Source organism: Nocardioides plantarum (assembly GCF_006346395.1).
GTDB lineage: Bacteria > Actinomycetota > Actinomycetes > Propionibacteriales > Nocardioidaceae > Nocardioides > Nocardioides plantarum.
Genome location: NZ_VDMS01000001.1, coordinates 1,082,113 through 1,102,333, shown reverse-complemented (window position 1 = coordinate 1,102,333; position 20,221 = coordinate 1,082,113). Strand labels below are relative to the sequence as shown.

Here is a 20,221-nt window from a genome sequence, read left to right as displayed (position 1 = left end):
AGACGCCCGGCGTTGGTCGGGCGCGACGAGGACGGCTCCGGGAGCTGCCGGTCAGACCGGGATCCACTCCGTGGCGGTGGTGACGGCGGCGAGCGCGTCGGGCAACGGCTCGACGCCCAGGCCCGGTCCCGTGGGCACGGTGAGGTGGCCGTCGTCGAGTACGAAGGGGGCGGTCACGTCGGTGGCGTAGTAGCGGTCCGAGGCCGAGGTGTCGCCCGGCATCGTGAAGCCTGGCAGGGCGGCGAGGGCGACGTTGGCGGCGCGCCCCAGACCGGTCTCGAGCATGCCGCCACACCACACGGGCACCCCGTGCGCCACGCACAGGTCGTGGATGCGGCGCGCCTCGAGGTAGCCGCCGACCCTCCCCGGCTTGATGTTGACCACCGAGCAGGCGCCCAGCCGGATCGCGGCCGCTGCGGTCCGTGCCGAGGTGATCGACTCGTCCAGGCAGACCGGGGTGGTGATCAGCCGGGCGAGGTCCGCGTGCCCGAAGAGGTCGTCCTCGGGCAGCGGCTGCTCGATGAGGAGCAGGTCGAAGGGGTCGAGCCGCGCGAGGTGACGCGCGTCGGCCAGGGTGTAGGCGGTGTTGGCGTCGACCTGCAGCAGCACGTCGTCGCCGAAGCGCTCGCGGACGGCGCGGACCGGAGCGACGTCCCATCCGGGCTCGATCTTGAGCTTGATCCGGACGTAGCCCTCGTCAAGGTAGCCGCCGACGGCGTCGAGCAGGGCCCCGAGGTCGTCCATGATGCCGACCGACACGCCGCACGGGACCCGGTCGTGCACCGCGCCGAGCTCGCGCGACAGGGGCCGGTCGGCCGCGCGCAGCTCGGCGTCGAGCACGCCCATCTCGAGCGCGGCCTTGGCCATCCGGTGGCCGTGGAAGGGCTCCAGCACGCGGGCGACGGCGGGTCCGGTGAGCGGTCCGCGTGCCGCAGCCAGGGCCGGCACGAGGAAGCGGCGCAGCGCGTCGGCCGCCCCGTCGACGTACTCCTCGGAGTAGAGCGGCGCGGCCATCGCCACGCACTCGCCCCAGCCCTCGGCCTCGTCGGTGACGACCCGCAGCAGCAGCAGGTCGCGGGTGGTCTGGGTGGAGAACGAGGTGCGGAAGGGCGACACCAGGGGCAGCGACACCCACCTCAGCTCGACACCGGTCAGCCTCATGCCAGGTCTCCTTCGGGCTCGGTGCGGTGCAGGACGTAGCCGTGCGTGGCGTCGAGGCCGACGATCCGCGCCCCGTCGGCCACCAGGGTGGTGAGGACCTCGCGCACCGCCGTACGCCACTGCTGGGCGGCCGCGGGGTCCGTACGACGCAGCGTCTCGACGTCGTGGGGCACCTGCACCAGGGACGTCGCGGCGTCGAGCCGGCCGAGGACGGGCAGCCCGTCGGTCCCCACGTCGAGGGCGACGACGGCGTCCGGGCCGACCACCGGTCGCGAGCCGGCCCCGGCGCACGCCGCGAGCACCGCGGGGTCGCGCAGCGGCCAGCGCACGAGCAGCCGGTCGGTGTCGTCGCCGCCGTTGATGCGGTCGGGCATCGCGCCGTAGAAGTTGGGGAGGTACTCGACCGGGACGGTGCCGAGCTTGACCAGGTTGAAGTGGGCGTTGCGGCGCACCAACGGGTCGAAGGTCCAGGCGACGTCCGAGACGCCGCGCAGCATCACCCAGGAGCGCTGGTGCAGCTTGATCGCGAACCCGACGCTGCGGCCCAGCGCAGTCGAGGAGACGCCGGCGATGTGGCTGTGCAGGGCGTCCTCGGCTGGGGAGTGGAAGAAGCCGACGCAGGCACCGACGAGGCGGTCGCCCTCGAACGCGCCGCCGACGTAGTTGCCGGCCTTGGTGAACGCGCGGAGCAGCTCCAGGGTGACCGGCGGGTTGACGCCGCGGCCCCAGATCGTGGCGAGCAGGTCGACGACGTCGCCGAGCTCGCCCAGGTCGCCGACCTCGCGCACGGTGACCCCGGCGGCCCGGGCGGCCGCGTCGGCCACCTGCACCGCCTCGTCGAGGCCGGGGGCAGTGGCGGTGGGCGCGGTGGGCGCGGCCACCTGGGCCACCTGGGTCATGTGGGTCACGGCACCCATGCTGGTCAGGTCGTCGGCGTGTGTCATGGTCGCGATCCACGAGTCGGGAGGGGCGTGTTGGTCGCGCCCGACGGGTGCTCCAGCGGGTGGGCCAGCAGGTCCGCGACGAGCCGGGTGAGCAGGGCGGTGCGCCCGGCGATCGGCGCGAGCAGGACGTGCTCGTGGTCGGCGTGGGCGCCGCCACCGACCGCACCCAGGCCGTCGAGGGTCGGGGTGCCGACGCCGGCGGTGAGGTTGCCGTCGGAGGCCCCGCCGACGGACACGGCGGTCGGGGCGGGCAGGCCGAGCTCGCTGGCGAGGGACCGGACGCGCCCCCAGAGCGCGTCCGACATCGCCTCCTCCAGGGGTGGGCGGTTGGGACCGCCGCGCACCTCGATGCGGGCACCGGGGAGCACCGGGCCCAGCGCGCGCATCGCGGCGTCGACCCGGTCCTGCTCGGCGACGGTGCGCACCCGTACGTCGACCGCGAACGACGCCGTCGCCGGGACGGTGTTGGTGGTCGTGCCGGCGGTGGCGACGGTCGGCGTGACCGTCGTACCGGCCGACGGGTCGGACAGCGCCGCGACGGCCTGCACCTGGTGGGCCAGCTCGAGGGTGGCGTTGACGCCGCTCTCGGGCTCGAGCCCGGCGTGGGCGGCGCGGCCGTGCAGGCCCACGTCGTAGAGGGAGACGCCCTTGCGTCCGGTCTTGAGCGCGCCGTCGTCGGCCGATGCCTCGAGCACGAGCGCCGCCCCGGCGAGCCGGGCCTCGTCCTCGATCAGCCCCCGCGAGCTGGGCGAGCCGAGCTCCTCGTCACCGGTGACGAGCAGGGTCACCCCGTCGACGTCCGGGAGGGAAGCCAGGGCGTGGAACGCCATCACCAGGCCGGTGAGCATGTCGAAGCACCCGGGCCCGCGCACGACGCCGTCGGCCACCGAGAACGGCCGCTCCGCGAGCGTGCCGAGGGGCCACACCGTGTCGTGGTGGCCGACGAGCAGCAGGCGTGACGGACCGTCGCCCAGGCGCCACCGCAGGTGGGTGCGCCCGTCGAGCACGATCGTCTCCGGGGCCGTGCCGAGGCGTGCGGTGCCGAGCCGGGCCACCACCTCGGCCGAGCGGGCGACAGCAGCGAGGTCCGCGGACGGCGACTCGCACTCCACCAGCTCGCGCAGGTCGTCCAGGAACGCGGGCAGGAGCGTGGTGGTCACTCAGTCGACCCGGGGCGTGGCACGGGCACCGAAGTGGAGGTAGCGCTCCCCGGTCGGCAGCTCGTAGAAGGTCACCGGCGCCCAGCTCTCGACCTCGGGCGGGCGCAGGGCGAACAGGGCGGGTCCGACCGGCACCAGCGGGTACTCGTCGACCGGGTCGGCCGTCAGCTCGGCGATGGGGCCACTCAGCGTGGTCCGCAGGGTCGGCCCGTCGGGGCCGTCGAGCACCTCCATCAGCACGGAGTGGCGCTCGTACCTCCCGACGTACGGCGTGATGTCGACGTCGGCGGTGACCTCGGGGTCCGCCGGCGGGGTGAACGGCGCCGGCATCGCGACGCCGGCCAGCTCGGCGAACAGCTCGCGGTAGAGGTCCTGGTAGAGGTCGCGGCCGTGGCCGCCGTTGGTGAGCAGCGTGACCGCGAAGCCGGCCTCGGGCAGCACCCGCAGGAAAGCGGCCTGGCCGATGGTGTTGCCGTCGTGTCCGATGAGCCGCTGCCCGTCCCAGCCGAAGCGGATCCAGCCCAGGCCCCACGAGTCGCCGAGCACGATCTTGTCGGGCAGGTCGGCCTGGTGCGCGGCCATGGCGGCGGCGGCGTCCTCGCTGAGGAGCCGCGTGCCGTCGGGCGCCACGCCGTCGGCGAGGTGCAGCCGGGCGAAGGTGAGCACGTCGGCCGCCGTGGCCGTGATCAGCCCGGCGGGCCCGACCGAGCGCGCCATCGTCCACACCGGGGCGACGAGGGTCTCGCCCTCGTGCTCGACGTGGCCGGTGGCGGCGCTGTGGAGCAGCGCCTCCTCGGGCAGCGTCACGGTCCTGGTGAGGCCGAGCGGCGTGAAGAGCCGGTCGCGCATGGCCTGGTCCCAGGTGGTGCCGGTGACCTTCTCGATCACCCGGCCGATCAGCGAGTAGCCCGAGTTGCAGTAGGACCAGGTCGCGCCGAGCGGGTGGTTCTGGCCGGCCTCGGCCAGGACGTCGACGTACCTCTCCAGGCAGTCGTCGCCGCGGCCGGTGTCGGTGAACACGTCGCCCTCGATGCCGCTGGTGTGGTTGAGCAGGTGGCGCAGCGTGACGGACTTGGTGACGTCGGGGTCCGACAGCTGCAGCTCGGGCAGCACCTCGACCAGCGGGGCGTCGAGCTCCAGGAGCCCCTCGTCGACCAGCTGCATCGCGACCGTCGCGGTCCAGACCTTGGAGATCGAGCCGATCTGGAACAGCGAGTCGGGCGTGGTCGGCACGCCGGTCTCGACGTTGAGCACGCCGTACGACGTGGTCACGACCTCGTCCTCGCCGTACGGCGAGACCCGCAGGATGCCGAGCGAGGCACCCGGCACCTGGTGCCGGCGGGCCAGCTCGGCGAGCCGCTGCTCCCAGTGCGCGACGTCGATGCGCGGGCGCCCGGCCGCGAGCGTGTGCTGCTCGAGCCAGTCGACCGTGCGGCGCGCGTAGTCCATCCGGTACGACGGGCGGCCGGTGAGCACGAACGCGTGCGACTGCTCGGGATAGATCACCAGCTGGGTCGGCACGCCGAGCTGGCGCAGCGAGGTGTGCCACTGCTGGGCCTGGCCGAGGTCGCAGGTGAGGTCGGCGCCGCCGTGCAGCAGCAGGGTCGGCGTGCGCACGTCGGCGACGCGGGTGATCGGTGACATCGCGGCGTACCGCTCCGGCTCGGCCCACGGCATCCCGCCGAGCTCGTAGGCGCTCAGGCAGGTGCCGTCGTCGCAGGTGCCGAACTGGCTGACCAGGTCGCTGACGACCCCACCGCCCACGGCGGCCTTGAACCGGTGGTCCTGCGCGGTCAGGTAGCAGCTCATGAAGCCGCCGTAGCTGTAGCCGGTGATCGCGAGGCGCTCGGGGTCGGCGATGCCCTCGGCGACGAGGTCGTCGATCGGGCCCAGGAAGTCGTCGGCGTCGGCGACGCCCCAGGCGCCGTTGACCCCGTCGTAGAACGCCTCGCCGTAGCCGTCGCTGCCGCGCGGGTTGACCAGCAGCACCGTCCAGCCGCGGGCGGCGAGCTCCTGGTGGTAGGGGTGCATCTCGTCGGCGGCGCCGTTCCACGCGTTGTGGGGTCCGCCGTGCACGTCGACCACCAGCGGGCCGGGGCCGGTGAGCGCGGGGTCGCGGACCAGCCAGGCCTGCAGCTCGGTGCCGTCGGCGCTGGTGAAGGTGCGCTCCTGGCGCACGAAGAGCTCGATGTCGGCGAGCGAGGCGCCGTGGTCGGTGAGCACCCGCTCGGCGCCGGTGGCGAGGTCGACGACCACGATCTCGCCGTACGACGTGGGGGTGGCCAGCGCGACCGCGGCGACGCCGCCCGCGACGGAGAGCCCGGACACGACGCGGCCGTCGCCGACGAGCACCGGCGTGGTGGTGTCGTCGGCCGCCCGCCACAGGTGCGTGCACCCGCGGTCGCGCACGCAGAACAGCACGCCCTCGGGCGTGTCGACGGGACGGGCGCCGGGGTAGGCCGTGGCGCCGGGCATCACGTTGCGGTCGAGGTGGCCGGCCAGGTCGACGGGCTCGCCGCCGACGGTCCCCTCGAGCGGCACGCGGAACAGGTGGGCGTGGCCGACGAGGTCGCCGGGGTGGCCCACGACGAGCAGGCTGCCGTCGGCGGCGAAGGAGACGGCGGCGGCGACGCCGTCCTCGAGGGCGACGACGCGGGGTCGGGCTGCGGCGTCGTCGACGTCGAGCAGGTGCACCGCGGTGCGGAAGGTGAGGTCGCTGTCGGCTCCGACGCGGCGGGTGAAGGCGAGCGTGCGGCCGTCCGCGGCCCAGGCCGGCTCGCCGGCGTGCTCGGGTGCGTCGGTCACCTGGCGGCAGGTGCCGCCGGCCAGGTCGAGCACGTGCAGCTGGGTGCGGATCGAGGCGAGCATGCCGACGCCGTCGGCCTGGTAGTCGATGCGCGTGGTCACGATCGGCCCGGTGCCGCGGGGCGCCGGGTCGACCGGGGCGGTGAAGGCGATCCGCGTGCCGTCCGGGCTCCACACCGGGGCGCCGGCCCCCAACCGCAGCGAGGTCACCTGCTCGGGCTCACCGCCGTCGGCGTGCAGCAGCCAGACCTGCGCGACGCCGTCGTCGGACCGCACGAACGCCAGCCGCGAGCCGTCGGGCGACCAGCGCGGCGTCGTGTCGCCGGGGCCGCTCGTGAGGGGGCGTGGAGCCCCGCTGCCGTCGGTGCCGACGATCCACAACCGGTCCACCGGCCGGTCGCTGTCGACGTCCAGCGTGCGGACGACGTACGCCGCCCGCGAGCCGTCGGGCGACAGGGCCGGCTGGGAGGGGACCGCCAGGGCGGTCAGGTCGTCGATGCGCATCCGTCGGGTCACGAGGAGCTCCTAGCGGTGGGGGCGGTGGGGGCGGGAGAGGGCTTGCGTAGGGAGGGGGCGGACCGGACGGGTCGGGTCCCGGGGACGGCGGCGAGCAGCTGGCGGGTGTAGTCGTGCTGCGGCTCGACGAGCACCTGGGCGACGGGGCCCTGCTCGACGATCCGGCCCTCGTACATCACCGCGACGTGGCTGGCGACGTAGCGGACCACGGCCAGGTTGTGGGAGATGAAGAGCATCGAGAGACCCAGCTCGCGCTGCAGCTCGCGGACCAGGTTGAGCACGGCGCCCTGGATCGAGACGTCGAGCGCGGAGGTGATCTCGTCGGCGATGACCACCTCGGGGCGCGCGGCCAGCGCCCGGGCGAACGCGACCCGCTGCCGCTGCCCGCCGGAGAGCCGCCCCGGCAGGGCGGCGCCGATGGCCGGGTCGAGGTGGACGAGCGCGAGCAGCCGCTCGACCTCGGCCCGCCGCTCGTTGCGCGAGGTGCCCGGGGGCATCGCCTCGGCGACGCTCTCGCGGATGGTCATCCGCGGGTCGAGGGAGGAGAACGGGTCCTGGAAGACCATCTGCAGCGGGCGCACCCGGCCCCGCCGGGGCACCGGCTCCCCGCCGAGCAGGATCCGCCCGCCGTGCAGCGGCGCGAGGCCGACGGCCGCGCGGGCGAGCGTCGACTTGCCCGAGCCGGACTCGCCGACCAGGCCGACGACCTGCCCGTCGGGCACGGTCAGGCTGACGCCGTCGACGGCGGTGAACGGACGTCGTGCGCTGCCGTAGCGGACCGTGACGTCCTCGAAGCGCAGCTCGCTCACGGGGCGTCCACCGCCTCGCGGTCGCCGGTGACCTCGCCGGTGATCTCGCCGGTGGCCTCGTCGAGGGCCATCGGCACGCCGGGCTTCCAGCAGGCGACCTGGCTGCCGTCGGGAGCCGTCTCCAGCGGCGGGTCCACGGTCCGGCAGTGGTCGTCGGCGAGCGGGCACCGGGCCGCGAACGCGCACCCGGCCGGTACGTCGACGGGGTCGACCGGGCGCCCGGGCACGACGGCCAGGGGCTGGTCGAGGTCGGTCTCCATGTCGGGCACCGCCGCGACCAGCGCACGGGTGTAGGGGTGGCGGGCGCCGCCGCGCAGCCGGGCCGCGGGCAGGTCCTCCACGATGCGGCCGGCGTACATCACCAGGACGCGGTCGCAGACCTCGCGCACGACGGTCACGTCGTGGCTGATGAGCACCAGGGCCACGTCGTCCTCCTCGCGGATGGCCTGCAGCAGGTCGAGCACCTGCTGCTGCACGGTCACGTCGAGGGCGGTGGTGGGTTCGTCGGCGATGATGAGCGCGGGGCTGCCCATGATGCCCATGCCGATCATGGCGCGCTGGCGCATGCCGCCGGAGAACTCGTGCGGGTACTGCGACGCGCGCCGCTCGGGCTCGGGCACCCGGACCGCACGCAGCCGGTCCACGGCGCGGGCGAGGGCGTCCGAGCGGGTCATGCCCTGGTGGTGGCGGGCCACCTCGGCGAGCTGGCCGCCGATGCGTCGGGTCGGGTTGAACGACGACATCGGGTCCTGGAACACCATCGCCATCGACGTGCCGAGCAGGTGCCGGTGGGCGCGGGCGCCGGCGCGCAGGTCGGCACCGCGGAACTCGAGCCGCGAGGCCTCGACGCGGCCCGGCTCCTCGATCAGCTGGGCGACGGCCAGGGCGGTGAGCGACTTGCCCGACCCCGACTCCCCGACCAGGCCGAGCGCCTCGCCGTGGCGCACCGAGAAGGTGACGCCGCGCACGCAGCGCACGGGTCCCACGGGCCCGGGGAACGACACCCGCAGGTCACGCACGTCCAGCACGAGGTCGGAGGGGGCCATCGCGAGGTGCTCGCCCCTGGCGGCGCCCGGCCGGTCGGCGGCGGGGTGCTGGTCGGTGCTCGCGGGGACGGGGAGGCCGCCGACCGTGGTGACGCCGAGGCCCTTGGCCACGACCTCGCCGAACAGGTTGAGCGCCAGGCCGGCCAGCAGCACGGCCAGGCCCGGGGCGAGGGCCGCGGCGGGGTTGACGTAGATCGTGCCGACGCCCTCGAACAGCAGCCGACCCCAGTCGTACGCCGGACCCTGGACGCCGAGGCCGAGGAAGGACAGGCCGGCGAAGGCGAGCAGCGCCCCGCCCGCCGCGATGGTCGCGTTGACGACCAGGGGCTCGGCGATGTTGGGCAGCACGTGGCGGGTCAGCACCCGCAGCCGCCCGACGCCGGCCACCCGCGCGGCGGACACGTAGTCGAGCGCGGCGACCCCGGCGACCAGCGTCTCGACGAGCCGCGCGAACGACGGCGCGCTGGCCAGGCCGATGGCCAGGACCGCGCCGGTGGCGCCGACGCCGAAGACGACGGCGAAGAACAGCGCGAGCAGCAGGCCCGGGAAGGCGACCGCGATGTTGACCGCGGTGGTGACCAGGCGGCCCAGGCGGCGTCCGACCAGCAGGGGGGCGGTGCCGAGCAGCAGGCCGGCGACGACGCCGATCCCGGTCGCGAGCAGCGCCAGCTCGACCGAGAGCCGGCCGGCGACCAGCGAGCGGAAGAGGATGTCGCGGCCCAGGCTGTCGGTGCCCGCCCAGTGCTGGGCCGACGGGCCGGTGAGGATGTGGTCGGTGTCGACCGCGTCGGCGCGGCCCGACCACAGCACCGGTGCCGCCACCGCGAGGAGCAGGACGGCGAGCACCAGCACGCTGGCGGTCAGCCCGAGGGGGGTGCGCAGCACCCGGGACCATCGGCGGGCCATGTCAGTCCTCCACGACCATGGAACGGGGATCGAGCAGCGCGAGCGCGACGTCGACGACGGTGTTGGCCAGCAGCACGCTGACGCCGTAGACCAGCACGATCGCCTGCACCACGGGGTAGTCCTTGCTGAGGATCGAGGAGACGATGGTCTTGCCGAGGCCCGGCCAGGCGAAGACGTTCTCGATCAGCACGGTGCCGGCGACCAGGCTGCCGAGCAGCAGGCCGCCCAGCGTGAGGGCCGCGGTCAGCGCGTTGGGCAGGGCGTGACCGAGGTAGACCGTGCGGGCCGGCAGCCGCTTGGCGCGGGCGGTGCGCACGAAGTCGGCCTCGAGCACCGAGACCATCTCGACCCGGATGATCCGGGCCAGGATGGCGGCCGGACCGACGGCGAGCGCCGCGACGGGCAGCACGTAGGCGTCCGCGGTCTCGTTGCCGGCGACCGGGAGCCAGTCGAGGCTGACCCCGAACACGTAGACGAGGCCGACGCCGATGAGGAAGTCGGGGATGGTGCCGAGCACGACGCTGGTGGTGGTGAACGCCAGCTCGCTGCGCCGGCCCCGGCCGCGCCGGGTGACGACGCCCATCGCGACCCCGAGGGGGACCGCCACCGCGACGGCCACCACGAACCCCAGGACGGCCAGCGTCAGGGTCGCGGGCAGCCGCTGCGCGACGATGTCGGAGACGGGCAGCTGCATCGTCAGCGACGTCCCGAGGTCACCGGTGAACAGGCCCTGGAGGTAGTGCCAGTACTGCTCCCAGAGCGGGTCGTTGAGCCCGAGGGACTCGCGCCGCGCCTCGACGAGGGCCGCGGGCGCGGTCGGGCCGAGCGCGCCGCGCACCGGGTCGCCCGGGATGAGGTGGATCATCGCGAACGCGGCGGTCACCAGGACCGCCAGCGAGCCGACCAGCCGCGCGAGGCGCCGTACGGCGAAGCGCACCCAGCGGTGGGACAGCGCCCCCGAGACCCGTCCGACCTTCCGGTCCGTCGCGGGAGCGGCGGCGACCGAGCTCGCCGTCGTCGTCATCGTCCGACTACTTCGCCATCATGCGGATGCTGGTCGGCACCAGGTTGCCCGGCGTCGTGAACTCCGCGCCGGCGCCGAACGTGCGCACGATGTTGTTGGCGAAGGGGACGACGTCGGCGGACTTCAGCAGCGCCGACTCGGCGGCGAGCCACGCGTCGCACCCCTCGACCCCCTGCGTCTTCGACGCCTCGGCCAGCCCCGCCTGGTAGTCGGCGTTGTCGATGCCGGCGAAGTTGGTCCCGTCGGGTGCCTTGGCCCCGGAGAGGAACGGCACCAGCTGGTCGGGGGCGTTGACGTTGAGGGAGACCCACGAGACGTCCCAGTCACCGCCGCTGAAGATGGTCCCGGTCAGGGTGGTCTCGTTCTGGCTCTTCGCCGTCACCTTCACGCCGACCTTCTTCCACTGCTGGACGGCGAGCTCGGTGGCCGCGGCGCCGCCGGTCCCGGAGCTGGCCTGGTAGAGCAGCACCAGCTCGAGCGGCTTGCCGTCCTTGGTGCGCGTGCCGTCCTCGCCGAGGGTCCAGCCGGCCTCGTCGAGGAGCGTCCCGGCCGCGTCGGCGTCGTACGACGGCACGGAACCGGACACCGAGTCGCCCGGGCAGGTGGTGGGCTCGACCGCGGCCAGCGTGGTCGCCGGGCCGCCGGTGCCCGAGGTGAGGACCTTCTGCAGCTCACCGAGGTCGAGTGCCCGGGTGAGGGCGATGCGGACCTTCGGGTCCGCGGTGGGTCGACCCGCGGCCTGGTTGTACCACTGCTCTCCGACCAGGGCGGGGGTCTTGGCGGTGAAGAGGCCGGCACCCTCGAGGCGCTTGGCGTCCGGGCCCACGATCTGGGCGGCGTTGAGCTCACCGGACAGCAGCAGGTTGGCGGCCGTGGTCTCGTTCTCGGTGATCTTGAGGACCACCGTGTCGGGCATCCCCTTGACGTCGGTGGAGGCACCGTTCGGACCCCAGGTGTAGCCCTCGCGGATCTTGAAGGTGTAGCTCTCGCCGGGCTTGGCGTCGGTCAGCTCGTAGGGGCCGGTGCCGTTGGTGGCCTGCGCGAGGGACTTGCGGTCGTCCAGGCCGCCAGGACAGACCATGGGCAGGCTGGCCAGGCCGTTGAGCACGAAGGGCGCCGGGGTGGTGAGCGTGATGGACACCGTGCCGGCCGCGTCGTCGCCGGTCGCCTTGGCCCCGGCGGGCAGGAAGGTCCCGAGGAGCGGGCTCTGGTTGGCGGGGTCGGCCACGAAGTTGACGTTGTCGGCCGCGGCGCTGGGCGTGAACGCCGTCCCGTCGGAGCAGGTGATGCCGTCGCCGAGCGTCAGCTCGACCTTGGTGCCCTCGGCGGACCACGTGGTCGCCAGGCCCGACTCGATCTCACCCTTCGCGTTGACGCTGAGCAGGGCGTCGTAGCCGAACTGGGTCGTCGCGAACAGGCCGCTCCCGGCGCCCATCTGCGGGTCGAGGTTGCCGGGGTCGGAGGCCAGCGACATGGTGAACGTGCCGCCGTCGACCACCTCGCCTCCGCCGCCCGAGGAGGAGCCCGACCCTCCTCCGCCGCAGCCGGCCAGGACGACGGTGGTGACGCACAGGCCGAGGGCGGCGGTGGTCAGCTTCATGGGCAAGTCCTCTGGTGACGGGGTGGGATGGGTGGTGAGGGGCAGGAGGGTCAGGCGCCGGCGCGGCGTACGGCGCGACCGACGTGCAGGTAGAGCGCGTGGCCGTCGCCGTCGTCGCCGAGGAACGCGTGGGGCATGAACATGCCGCGGTCGGCCTCGACGGGGATCAGGCTGTCGCCGGCGTAGTGCACGAGCTCCTTGCGCTCGGCCTTCTCGCCCAGCTCCTCGGCGATGCCGCTCGGGGTCAGGTCCATCCAGATCCGGCCGGCGTCGTCCTGGGTGACGTCGATGTCGAAGACCTCGGCGGAGTACGTGCCGACGTAGCGGGAGGCGTCGATCGTCTCCGGCTCGGTCGGCGGCGCGGGCAGGGCCGGCAGGGTGACGTCGGCGAGCTCGGAGAGCAGGTGGGAGTAGAGGTCGCGGTAGAGCGAGAAGGCGTCACCGCCGTTGGTGAGCAGCGCGATCACCACGCCCTTCTCGGGCACGACCCGCAGGAACGCGGCCTGGCCGATGGTGTTGCCGTCGTGGCCGACGAGGACGCCGTCGGGGGTCTCGAAGAGCTCCCAGCCCAGGCCCCAGTGGGTGCCCATCAGGCCCAGGTCGGGCAGCTCGACCTGCGGGACCTGCATGGCGGCGACCGTGGCGGCCTCGAGCACGCGGGTGCCGTCGGCGGCGGTGCCGCCGTCGAGGTGCATCCGGGCGAACGCGACCAGGTCGCGCGGGCGCATCGCCAGCATCGACCCGGCGGGGATGTTGGAGCGGGTCAGCGCCCACACGGGCGCCGCCTGCGCCGGGGCGTCGGGCTCGGGCTGCAGGTGGCCGACCGCGGCGCGGAACAGGATCGCCTCGTAGGGGTCGGTGGCGGTGTGGGTGAGCCCGAGGGGCGTGATCAGGTGCTCGCGCAGGCTGACGTCGTACGGCTTGCCGCGCAGCACCTCGACCAGGCGACCGAGCACGCAGTAGCCGGCGTTGTTGTAGGAGAACATCGTGTCGGGAGGGAACAGCTGCGGCACCTCGTGCAGCACGGCGAGGTACTTCTCGACGCAGTCGTCGCCGGATCCGGTGTCGGTGAAGATGTCGCCCTCGAAGCCGGCCGTGTGCTTGAGCAGCTGGCGGGTGGTGATCTTCTCGGCCACCGACTCGTCGGCGATCGCGAACTCCGGCAGGTAGGTGCGGATCGGGACGTCGAGGTCGAGCGCGCCCTCGTCGACCAGCTGCATCACCAGCGTCGCGGTCCACACCTTGGTGATCGAGCCGATCTGGAACACCGAGTCGACGGTGGCCTCGACCTCCGTGGTCCGGCTGAGCAGCCCGGCTGCGTGGTCGATCACCTCGCCCCCGGCGAGGACGGCCACGGCGGCGCCGGGCACGTCGTACTTCTCGATGAGCAGGGGCAGCTGCTCGGCGATCCAGGTGTCGACGTCCTCGAGTGCGGTCATGCCGTCACGCTAGGAGCGCACCGCCCCCAGCGTGTTCGTCGATGACCACAAGGTCGGTCCGGGCGATCCGTCGTGGCACACAAGGCGGTCCGAGCGGTGACTTGCCCGAGACATAGACGGCTGTCACTATCGACACATGTCGATGTCTTCCGGGTATGGGTCCGACGCGCTGGCCTGCTGTGCCCCGCTGGTGCGCGAGCCGATCGGCGCCGAGCAGGCCGCGTCGGTGGTGGTGGTGCTCAAGGCGCTGGCCGACCCGGTGCGGCTGCGCCTGATGTCGCTGGTGCTGTCCCACGAGGGCGGCGAGGCCTGCGTGTGCGACCTGCTGCCGGCGTTCGAGCTGTCCCAGCCCACGATCAGCCACCACCTCAAGGTCCTCCACGACGCCGGCCTGCTGGGCCGGGAGAAGCGGGGCGTGTGGGTCTACTACCAGGCGCGTCCCGAGGCGCTCCGTGCGCTGACCACGCTCCTCGAGCCGGCGGGAGCCCACGCATGAGCGACCCTGCGCAGGAGACCGCGACGGGCGCGTCCGACGACCTCGACGGCGCCGTGCTGCGGCGGCTGTCCACCCTCGACCGGTTCCTGCCGGTGTGGATCGTCGCGGCGATGCTCGTCGGACTGGTCCTGGGCCGCGGTGTCGACGGCCTGGACGACGTCCTGTCGGCCGTCGAGGTCGGCTCGGTCTCGCTGCCCATCGCGATCGGCCTGCTGGTGATGATGTACCCCGTGCTGGCGAAGGTCCGCTACGACCGGGTCGGCCTGGTCACCAGCGACCGGCGGCTCCTGGCCGCCTCGATCCTCCTCAACTGGGTCCTCGGGCCCGCGCTGATGTTCGCCCTGGCCTGGCTGATGCTGCCCGACCTCCCGGCCTACCGCACCGGCCTGATCATCGTCGGCCTGGCGCGGTGCATCGCCATGGTCCTGATCTGGAACGACCTGGCCTGCGGGGACCGCGAGGCCGCCGCGGTCCTGGTCGCGATCAACTCGGTCTTCCAGATCGTCGCGTTCGCCGGACTGGGCTACTTCTACCTCGAGGTCCTGCCGGGCTGGCTCGGTCTGGAGCAGACCGCGCTGGAGGTGTCGGTCTGGGAGATCGCCCGCTCGGTGCTGGTCTTCCTCGGCATCCCGCTCGTCGCCGGGTTCCTCACCCGCTTCCTGGGCGAGAGGGCCAAGGGTCGCGCGTGGTACGAGACCACCCTGCTGCCGCGGATCGGCCCGGTCGCGCTCTACGGCCTGCTGTTCACCATCGTCGTCCTGTTCGCCCTGCAGGGCGACACCATCACCAGCCGGCCGTGGGACGTGGCCCGTATCGCCCTGCCGCTGCTGGCCTACTTCGCCCTGATGTGGGTCGGCTCGTTCTACCTCGCCTACCGCCTGGAGATGACCTACGAGCGGTCGGCCACGCTGGCGTTCACGGCGGCCGGCAACAACTTCGAGCTGGCGATCGCGGTGGCCATCGGCGTCTTCGGCGTCACCTCCGGCCAGGCCCTGGCCGGGGTCGTCGGCCCGCTGATCGAGGTCCCCGTCCTCGTCGGCCTGGTCTACGTCGCCCTGTGGGCCCGCCGCTTCTACCCGACCGCCGCCACCGCGGCCACCCCCGCTGTCGCCGCACCTCGAGGAGCCCGATGAGCACCACCCCGCCCCAGGTCGTCTTCGCCTGCCGCAAGAACGGCGGTCGCTCCGTCATCGCGCGTCTCCTCACCCAGCACTACGCGGGGGAGGCCGTCACCGCGTTGTCCGCCGGCACCGAGCCCGGGGACCGGATCCATCCCGAGGTCGCGCGCGTGCTCGAGGAGCTGGGTCTGGACACCTCCGGCGAGAGGCCGAAAGTGCTGACCCGCGAGGCGATCGCCGCCAGCGACGTCGCCGTCACCCTCGGTTGCGGCGAGGAGTGCCCCTACGTCCCCGGAGTCCGCTATGTCGACTGGCCCGTCGACGACCCGAAGGGCCAGGACGACGACACCGTCCGACGCGTCGTCGCCGACCTGGATCACCGGGTCCGCGCCCTCGTGGTCGAGCTGGTGCCGGACCTGGCGCTGCCGGCGTCGGTGCTGGCGCCGTAGTCCCGCCGACGTCGAGCCGGGGAGGCGAAGGTCCCGGTCATCCGGGTCCTTCCGGCCCTGGGCGCGCTCGAGGGATCCCGACAGGCTCGAGCGGTGAGCACCACGCAGCCAGCACCTCCTCGCGATGCTCGCGCACGCCCCGTCCTCGTGGCCGTGGCCCCGGACGGCTCCGCCGCCGCCGTTCGCGTGGCGACGGCGCTCGCGGCGCGTGAGGGGCGTCCGCTCCACGTGCTCCACGTCGTCGAGCTGGTTCCGGTGGTCGACGGGGCCGGCGCCGCGGGTGCGCGCGTGCTCCATGACGCAGTCGTCCACGCGCGCGACCTGGTCCCCGGGACGGTGGCCGTGACCAGCGAGCTGGCGCACGGCGGCCTGGTCGAGCGCATCGTGGCCTCGGCACACACCGCGGCGTACGTCGTCCTGCAGCAGGCGGTCCAGCCCGACGTGAGGGGCCGCCGGGCCGAGGTGGGTCGCCAGGTCGCCGCCCGGGTCGGCGTACCCGTCGTGTGCGTCCCCCGGCTCTGGGCGGGCTCGCCGGGGGCGGGCACGGTGACCGTCGCGGTCAAGGACCCGGTCACGTGCGGGCCCCTCCTGCGCGTGGCGGCGAGTGCAGCCGTGGCCCGCGGCGCCGGGCTCCGGGTGCTCCACGTGGGACCGGACGACGAGCTCACCGAGGCCCGCCGGTTCATCGGCGACCAGATGGCGCAGCTGGTTCGGCTGGACGCCCGGCCCGGCCCGGCCGTGGTCGACCTGGTCCTCGTCGAGGGCGACGCCCTCACCGAGGTGAGCGCGGCGTCTCGCACCTCCGAGCTGATGGTCGTGGGGCGCCACCACCGACACCACCCGGGTGGCTCGACGCTGGGCTCGGTGGCCCAGGCGCTCGCGCGTCGCGCCGCGTGTCCCGTGCTGCTGATGGACCCACGACGCTCTACCTCGTCGGGGGAGTGGGTCTTCGAGACCGACCTGGCCTGAGCGGGACCTTGTTGCTCGTTCCTCGTTCCTAGTGACCGGGGCCCAGGAGCTTGGAGGCCATCACCGCGGCCTGGGTACGGCGTTCGAGGCCGAGCTTGGACAGGATGCTGGAGACGTAGTTCTTCACGGTCTTCTCGGCCAGGAACATCCGCTCGCCGATCTGGCGGTTGGTCAGTCCCTCGGCGATGAGCGCCAGGAGCTTGAGCTCCTGCTCGGTCAGGGTGGCAAGCTCGGGGGCGGTGGTCGTGGGGTTGCGGACCCGCTCGAGCACGCGTGCGGTGAGGGAGGGGTCGATCAGGGACTTGCCCGCGGCGACCTGGCGGATCGCGGTGACCAGGTCGTTGCCCTTGATCTCCTTGAGCACGTAGCCCGCGGCCCCCGCCATGATCGCGGCGAAGAGCGCCTCGTCGTCGTCGTAGGAGGTGAGGATGAGGGCCTGGATGCTCGGGTCGACCGAACGGATCTCGCGGCACACCTCGACCCCCGAGCCGTCGGGCAGCCGGCCGTCCAGGACGGCGACGTCCGGGCGCAGCGCGGGGATGCGGTGGGTGGCCTCGACCGCCGAGCCGGACTCGCCGGCCACCTCGATGTCGCCGCTGCTCTCGAGCAGGGCGCGCAGGCCCTGACGGACGACCTCGTGGTCGTCGAGCAGGTAGACGCGGATCTTGGGTTCGATGGTGAGCTCCTGGCGCGCGGCTGCGCGGCTGCGCGGCTGCGCGGCGGCTGGGGGTGGGACGACGTACCCGTCCATGGTCACAGTCCGGGCGAGCGCCCGACAGGGCCGATGGTCCCCCCCGCCGGTCTCCGCGGGACCTTCGACCCTGATCCGGCCGGGCCCACCGGTGGTTGGGTGAGGACCGTCGGGGGGCCTCTCCCTCCGCGGAGAGGGACGGATGAGGCTCAGGAACCGACCCCGGGGGGTCGCCCGATGAGGATCGTCGTCGCCCTCGGTGGCAACGCCCTCCTGCCGCGCGGGGAGAGGCCGGACTCCGCGATCCAGGTCGAGCGCATCGCCGAGGTGGCCCCGGCCCTGGCCGCGGTGGCCGCCGAGCACGAGCTGGTGCTGGTGCACGGCAACGGGCCCCAGGTCGGGATGCTGGCGCTGGAGTCGGCGGCCGATCCCGACCTGACCACGCCGTACCCGTTCAGCGAGCTGGTGGCAGAGACCCAGGGACTGATCGGCTACTGGCTGCAGCAGGCCCTGACCAACGCGGGCCTGACCTCGCCGGTCGTCACCCTGGTCACCCAGACCGTCGTCGATGCCGAGGACCCCGCGTTCGCGCACCCCACCAAGTTCGTCGGGGCGGGGTACGACGAGGCCACGGCCCGTGAGCAGGCCGAGCGGCACGGGTGGACGGTGCGTCTGGACGGCTCGCGCTGGCGGCGTGTGGTGGCCTCGCCCCTGCCGGTGCGGATCGTCGAGGTCGAGACGGCCCGGGTGCTGCTGCAGCACCGCACCACCGTGGTGCTGGCCGGCGGGGGAGGGGTCCCGGTCGTCGAGGGGCCGCACGGGCTGCGCGGGGCCGACGCCGTGGTCGACAAGGACCACGTCGCAGCGCTCGTGGCAACGGACCTCGGCGCCGACCTGCTGGTGATGCTCACCGACGTCCCCGCGGTGATGATCGACTTCGGGACGCCCGAGCAGCGGGCCATCCGGCACGTGAGTGCGGCCAACCTGCGCGCCGAGCGGTTCCCGGACGGGTCGATGGGCCCGAAGGTCGCTGCTGCGTGCGCCTTCGCGGCCGGTACCGGTGGACGGGCCGCCATCGGATCGCTGGCCGAGGCGGCCGACGTCATCTCGGGTGCCGCCGGCACCCAGGTCAGCGCCATGCCCGTCGGGCAGCCCACCTGAGCGTGCCGGGGCTGACGACGGTCAGTCGCGGATGCGCTGCCCGTGGACCTCGTCCGGTAGTAGCTCGATCCAGAGCGACTCCTGCCCGACACCCCACGGTGCGGGGCGGACGGGGGTCCACAGGGCCGCCAGGGTGGCCGCGTCGTCGACGTGGTGAGCCGTGCCGGTGGCGGTCACGGACCACGTGGCGTGGTGGTCACCGCTCAGGTCGTCGATCTGGAGGGTGACGGGTCGCGTCACCACACGACGCGCGACCGACCCGAAGGCGGCCGCGCGGAGGAAGACCCGGCTGGTGCGGGCGACGTACGGCGTCAGGGCGACCTGCACCCGGTCGTCGACGCTGAACGAGAGGCGGCCGAACGACTGAGACCCCAGGAGCCTCCAGCACTCCTCGACGCCGAGGTGGTCGAGGGTCTGGCCGTCGCTCAACCCACGCCACGGGCACGGGCTGCTCCTCGGGATCGTCATGAGCCCAGCCTGGTCGGGCGCCGGCTCGCACCGTAGGGGCCGGAGTCCCGTCGTGGTGGGCACTCGTGCCCGCGTGGTCGAGAGGGCCACCGCCGAAACCTCCTGAGCCGACGCAACCTCCTGGACCGCGCCGTCGTCAGGTGGGGTGGAAAGGGGCACTGATGACATTGACGACGACCAAGCAGCACCACGACGCGACGACCTTCGACGAGTTCGCCGCGTCGGTGTGGGGGTGGCTCTACCGGTCGGCCTACCTGCTCGCCGGCAACCACGCCGACGCGGAGGACCTGGCCCAGCAGACGCTGCTGCAGGCGTACCGGTCGTGGGGGAAGGTACGCCGGGCCGACCGGCCCCAGGCCTACCTGCGGCGGATGCTGACCAACCTGTACATCTCGCAGCGGCGGCCCCAGGCACGCCGGCTCGAGGTGCTGACCGATGCTCCCCCGGAACCACGGACGGCGGCCGGCGCCGGACCCGAGGACCGGATGCTGCTCTGGCCGCACGTCGCCAGCCTGGCACCACGGCAACGCGCGGTGATCGTGCTGCGCTACTACGAGCAGCTCAGCGAGGCCGAGATCGCCGATGCGCTCGGCTGCTCCACCGGCACCGTGAAGTCCACTGCGCACCGCGCGCTCGCGTCGTTGCGAGCCGCGGTCGGCCCCGACGTACTAGATCAAGAGGAGAGCTGAGATGACCACCGAGCTCGAACGCACCCTGGCCCGCGAGCTGAACGCCGTGGCCGACGCGATCCACGTACCGGCGATGTCGCCGGTCGCGACGACCGCTCCACTGCGCCGCGCGCCCTGGCTGCCCCCGCTCCTGGCCGCGGCCGCCGTGCTCCTCGTCGCCGGCGCCCTCACCGTGCTGCTGCGTCAGCCGGGTGGTAGCTCGGCGACGCCGCCCTCCTGGGCGTCCTCGTCGGCGTCGACGCCGCCGGCCTCGCAGGAGCAGACCGCGACGTCGTCTTCGTCGCCGTCCTCACCGGTCTCGACGCCGCCGGCCTCGCAGGAGCAGACCGCGACGCCGCCCTCGTCGCCGTCCTCACCGGTCTCGACATCGCCGGCCTCGCAGGAGCAGGCCACCACGCCGCCCTCGTCGCTGTCCTCATCGCCGTCGACACCGCCGGACCCGCAGGCGCAGACCGCGCCGCCGGTGACGTTCGGCCCGGAGCAGACCCTGACCGACGTGGTCACGAAGGCCGGCGCCGACGAGCGCGGCGCCCTGCGCGACCCGAACGTGATCGACGACGGCGAGTGGACCCAGCTGGTTCGCTATGCCGCGGGACGGCCCGGCACTGCGGAGCCCTGCCGCGACAACGGCGGCGGCACCATGGACTGCGAGATCGCCCTCGACGCCCACCCGGGCGCTGCCTACTACGCGATCCTCGCGCCCTCCGACAACGCCTACGGCTGGCAGGTCACGTACCTCGGCCTGGCCCACGACTGAACGACGAGGGCCG

Annotated in this window: 18 protein-coding genes; 7 read left to right on the top strand and 11 right to left on the bottom strand. The window is 73.6% G+C overall.

Annotated features, from left to right (window positions below; genetic code table 11):
- Positions 1-51: 51 nt before the first annotated feature.
- The 9 genes from menC to FJQ56_RS05075 are packed head-to-tail and all read right to left on the bottom strand — an operon-like array spanning position 52 to position 13,410.
- On the bottom strand, positions 52-1,161 hold the full coding sequence (gene menC / locus FJQ56_RS05115; protein ID WP_140008076.1) for an o-succinylbenzoate synthase: 1,110 nt from the start codon (positions 1,159-1,161) through the stop codon (positions 52-54).
- Positions 1,158-2,105, bottom strand: coding sequence for a GNAT family N-acetyltransferase (locus FJQ56_RS05110; protein WP_246083996.1), 948 nt, complete (start codon positions 2,103-2,105; stop codon positions 1,158-1,160). The genes menC and FJQ56_RS05110 overlap by 4 nt, the downstream gene beginning before the upstream one ends.
- Positions 2,102-3,265: a M20 family metallopeptidase gene (locus FJQ56_RS05105; RefSeq protein ID WP_246083995.1), complete on the bottom strand. Its 1,164-nt coding sequence runs from the start codon at positions 3,263-3,265 to the stop codon at positions 2,102-2,104. Before FJQ56_RS05105 ends, FJQ56_RS05110 begins: the two co-directional genes overlap by 4 nt.
- Positions 3,266-6,586 carry a serine hydrolase gene (locus FJQ56_RS05100; protein ID WP_140008075.1) on the bottom strand — a complete coding sequence of 1,107 codons (3,321 nt, stop codon included), beginning with the start codon at positions 6,584-6,586 and terminating at the stop codon, positions 3,266-3,268.
- A complete protein-coding gene (locus FJQ56_RS05095) occupies positions 6,583-7,395 on the bottom strand; it encodes an ABC transporter ATP-binding protein (RefSeq protein ID WP_140008074.1) in 813 nt (270 codons plus the stop codon). The genes FJQ56_RS05100 and FJQ56_RS05095 overlap by 4 nt, the downstream gene beginning before the upstream one ends.
- Positions 7,392-9,347: a dipeptide/oligopeptide/nickel ABC transporter permease/ATP-binding protein gene (locus tag FJQ56_RS05090; RefSeq protein ID WP_140008073.1), complete on the bottom strand. Its 1,956-nt coding sequence runs from the start codon at positions 9,345-9,347 to the stop codon at positions 7,392-7,394. Before FJQ56_RS05090 ends, FJQ56_RS05095 begins: the two co-directional genes overlap by 4 nt.
- A 1-nt stretch (position 9,348) precedes the next feature.
- On the bottom strand, positions 9,349-10,371 hold the full coding sequence (locus FJQ56_RS05085) for an ABC transporter permease (protein WP_140008072.1): 1,023 nt from the start codon (positions 10,369-10,371) through the stop codon (positions 9,349-9,351).
- 7 nt (positions 10,372-10,378) lie between these two features.
- Entirely contained in the window at positions 10,379-11,971 is a 1,593-nt protein-coding gene (locus tag FJQ56_RS05080; RefSeq protein ID WP_140008071.1) for an ABC transporter substrate-binding protein, read from the bottom strand.
- Between the two features lie 50 nt (positions 11,972-12,021).
- Positions 12,022-13,410 (bottom strand): serine hydrolase, encoded by a 1,389-nt coding sequence (locus FJQ56_RS05075; RefSeq protein ID WP_140008070.1) that lies wholly within the window; start codon positions 13,408-13,410, stop codon positions 12,022-12,024.
- 136 nt (positions 13,411-13,546) lie between these two features.
- On the opposite strand from FJQ56_RS05075, the gene FJQ56_RS05070 reads away from it, so the two are divergent.
- The 4 genes from FJQ56_RS05070 (at position 13,547) to FJQ56_RS05055 (ending at position 16,442) form a co-directional block, all read left to right on the top strand.
- Entirely contained in the window at positions 13,547-13,906 is a 360-nt protein-coding gene (locus tag FJQ56_RS05070) for an ArsR/SmtB family transcription factor (protein WP_246083994.1), read from the top strand.
- Entirely contained in the window at positions 13,903-15,039 is a 1,137-nt protein-coding gene (gene arsB / locus FJQ56_RS05065; protein WP_140008069.1) for an ACR3 family arsenite efflux transporter, read from the top strand. The genes FJQ56_RS05070 and arsB overlap by 4 nt, the downstream gene beginning before the upstream one ends.
- Positions 15,036-15,473, top strand: a complete 438-nt coding sequence (locus FJQ56_RS05060) for an arsenate-mycothiol transferase ArsC (RefSeq protein WP_140008068.1) — start codon at positions 15,036-15,038, stop codon at positions 15,471-15,473. The genes arsB and FJQ56_RS05060 overlap by 4 nt, the downstream gene beginning before the upstream one ends.
- A 93-nt stretch (positions 15,474-15,566) precedes the next feature.
- Positions 15,567-16,442 carry a universal stress protein gene (locus FJQ56_RS05055; RefSeq protein WP_140008067.1) on the top strand — a complete coding sequence of 292 codons (876 nt, stop codon included), beginning with the start codon at positions 15,567-15,569 and terminating at the stop codon, positions 16,440-16,442.
- Between the two features lie 28 nt (positions 16,443-16,470).
- On the opposite strand, the gene FJQ56_RS05050 is transcribed toward FJQ56_RS05055, so the two are convergent.
- A complete protein-coding gene (locus tag FJQ56_RS05050) occupies positions 16,471-17,193 on the bottom strand; it encodes a response regulator (RefSeq protein WP_140008066.1) in 723 nt (240 codons plus the stop codon).
- Between the two features lie 177 nt (positions 17,194-17,370).
- On the opposite strand from FJQ56_RS05050, the gene FJQ56_RS05045 reads away from it, so the two are divergent.
- Positions 17,371-18,294: a carbamate kinase gene (locus FJQ56_RS05045; protein WP_140008065.1), complete on the top strand. Its 924-nt coding sequence runs from the start codon at positions 17,371-17,373 to the stop codon at positions 18,292-18,294.
- 21 nt (positions 18,295-18,315) lie between these two features.
- Here the strand turns inward: FJQ56_RS05045 and FJQ56_RS05040 are convergent, their stop codons facing one another.
- Complete coding sequence (locus tag FJQ56_RS05040; protein ID WP_170215263.1) at positions 18,316-18,762, bottom strand: pyridoxamine 5'-phosphate oxidase family protein; 447 nt, start codon at positions 18,760-18,762, stop codon at positions 18,316-18,318.
- A 161-nt stretch (positions 18,763-18,923) separates the two neighbouring features.
- Between FJQ56_RS05040 and FJQ56_RS05035 the strand changes: the two genes are divergently transcribed.
- Positions 18,924-19,451 carry a SigE family RNA polymerase sigma factor gene (locus FJQ56_RS05035; RefSeq protein ID WP_140008063.1) on the top strand — a complete coding sequence of 176 codons (528 nt, stop codon included), beginning with the start codon at positions 18,924-18,926 and terminating at the stop codon, positions 19,449-19,451.
- 1 nt (position 19,452) lies between these two features.
- Positions 19,453-20,208 carry a hypothetical protein gene (locus FJQ56_RS22015; RefSeq protein WP_170215262.1) on the top strand — a complete coding sequence of 252 codons (756 nt, stop codon included), beginning with the start codon at positions 19,453-19,455 and terminating at the stop codon, positions 20,206-20,208.
- Positions 20,209-20,221: the final 13 nt, after the last annotated feature.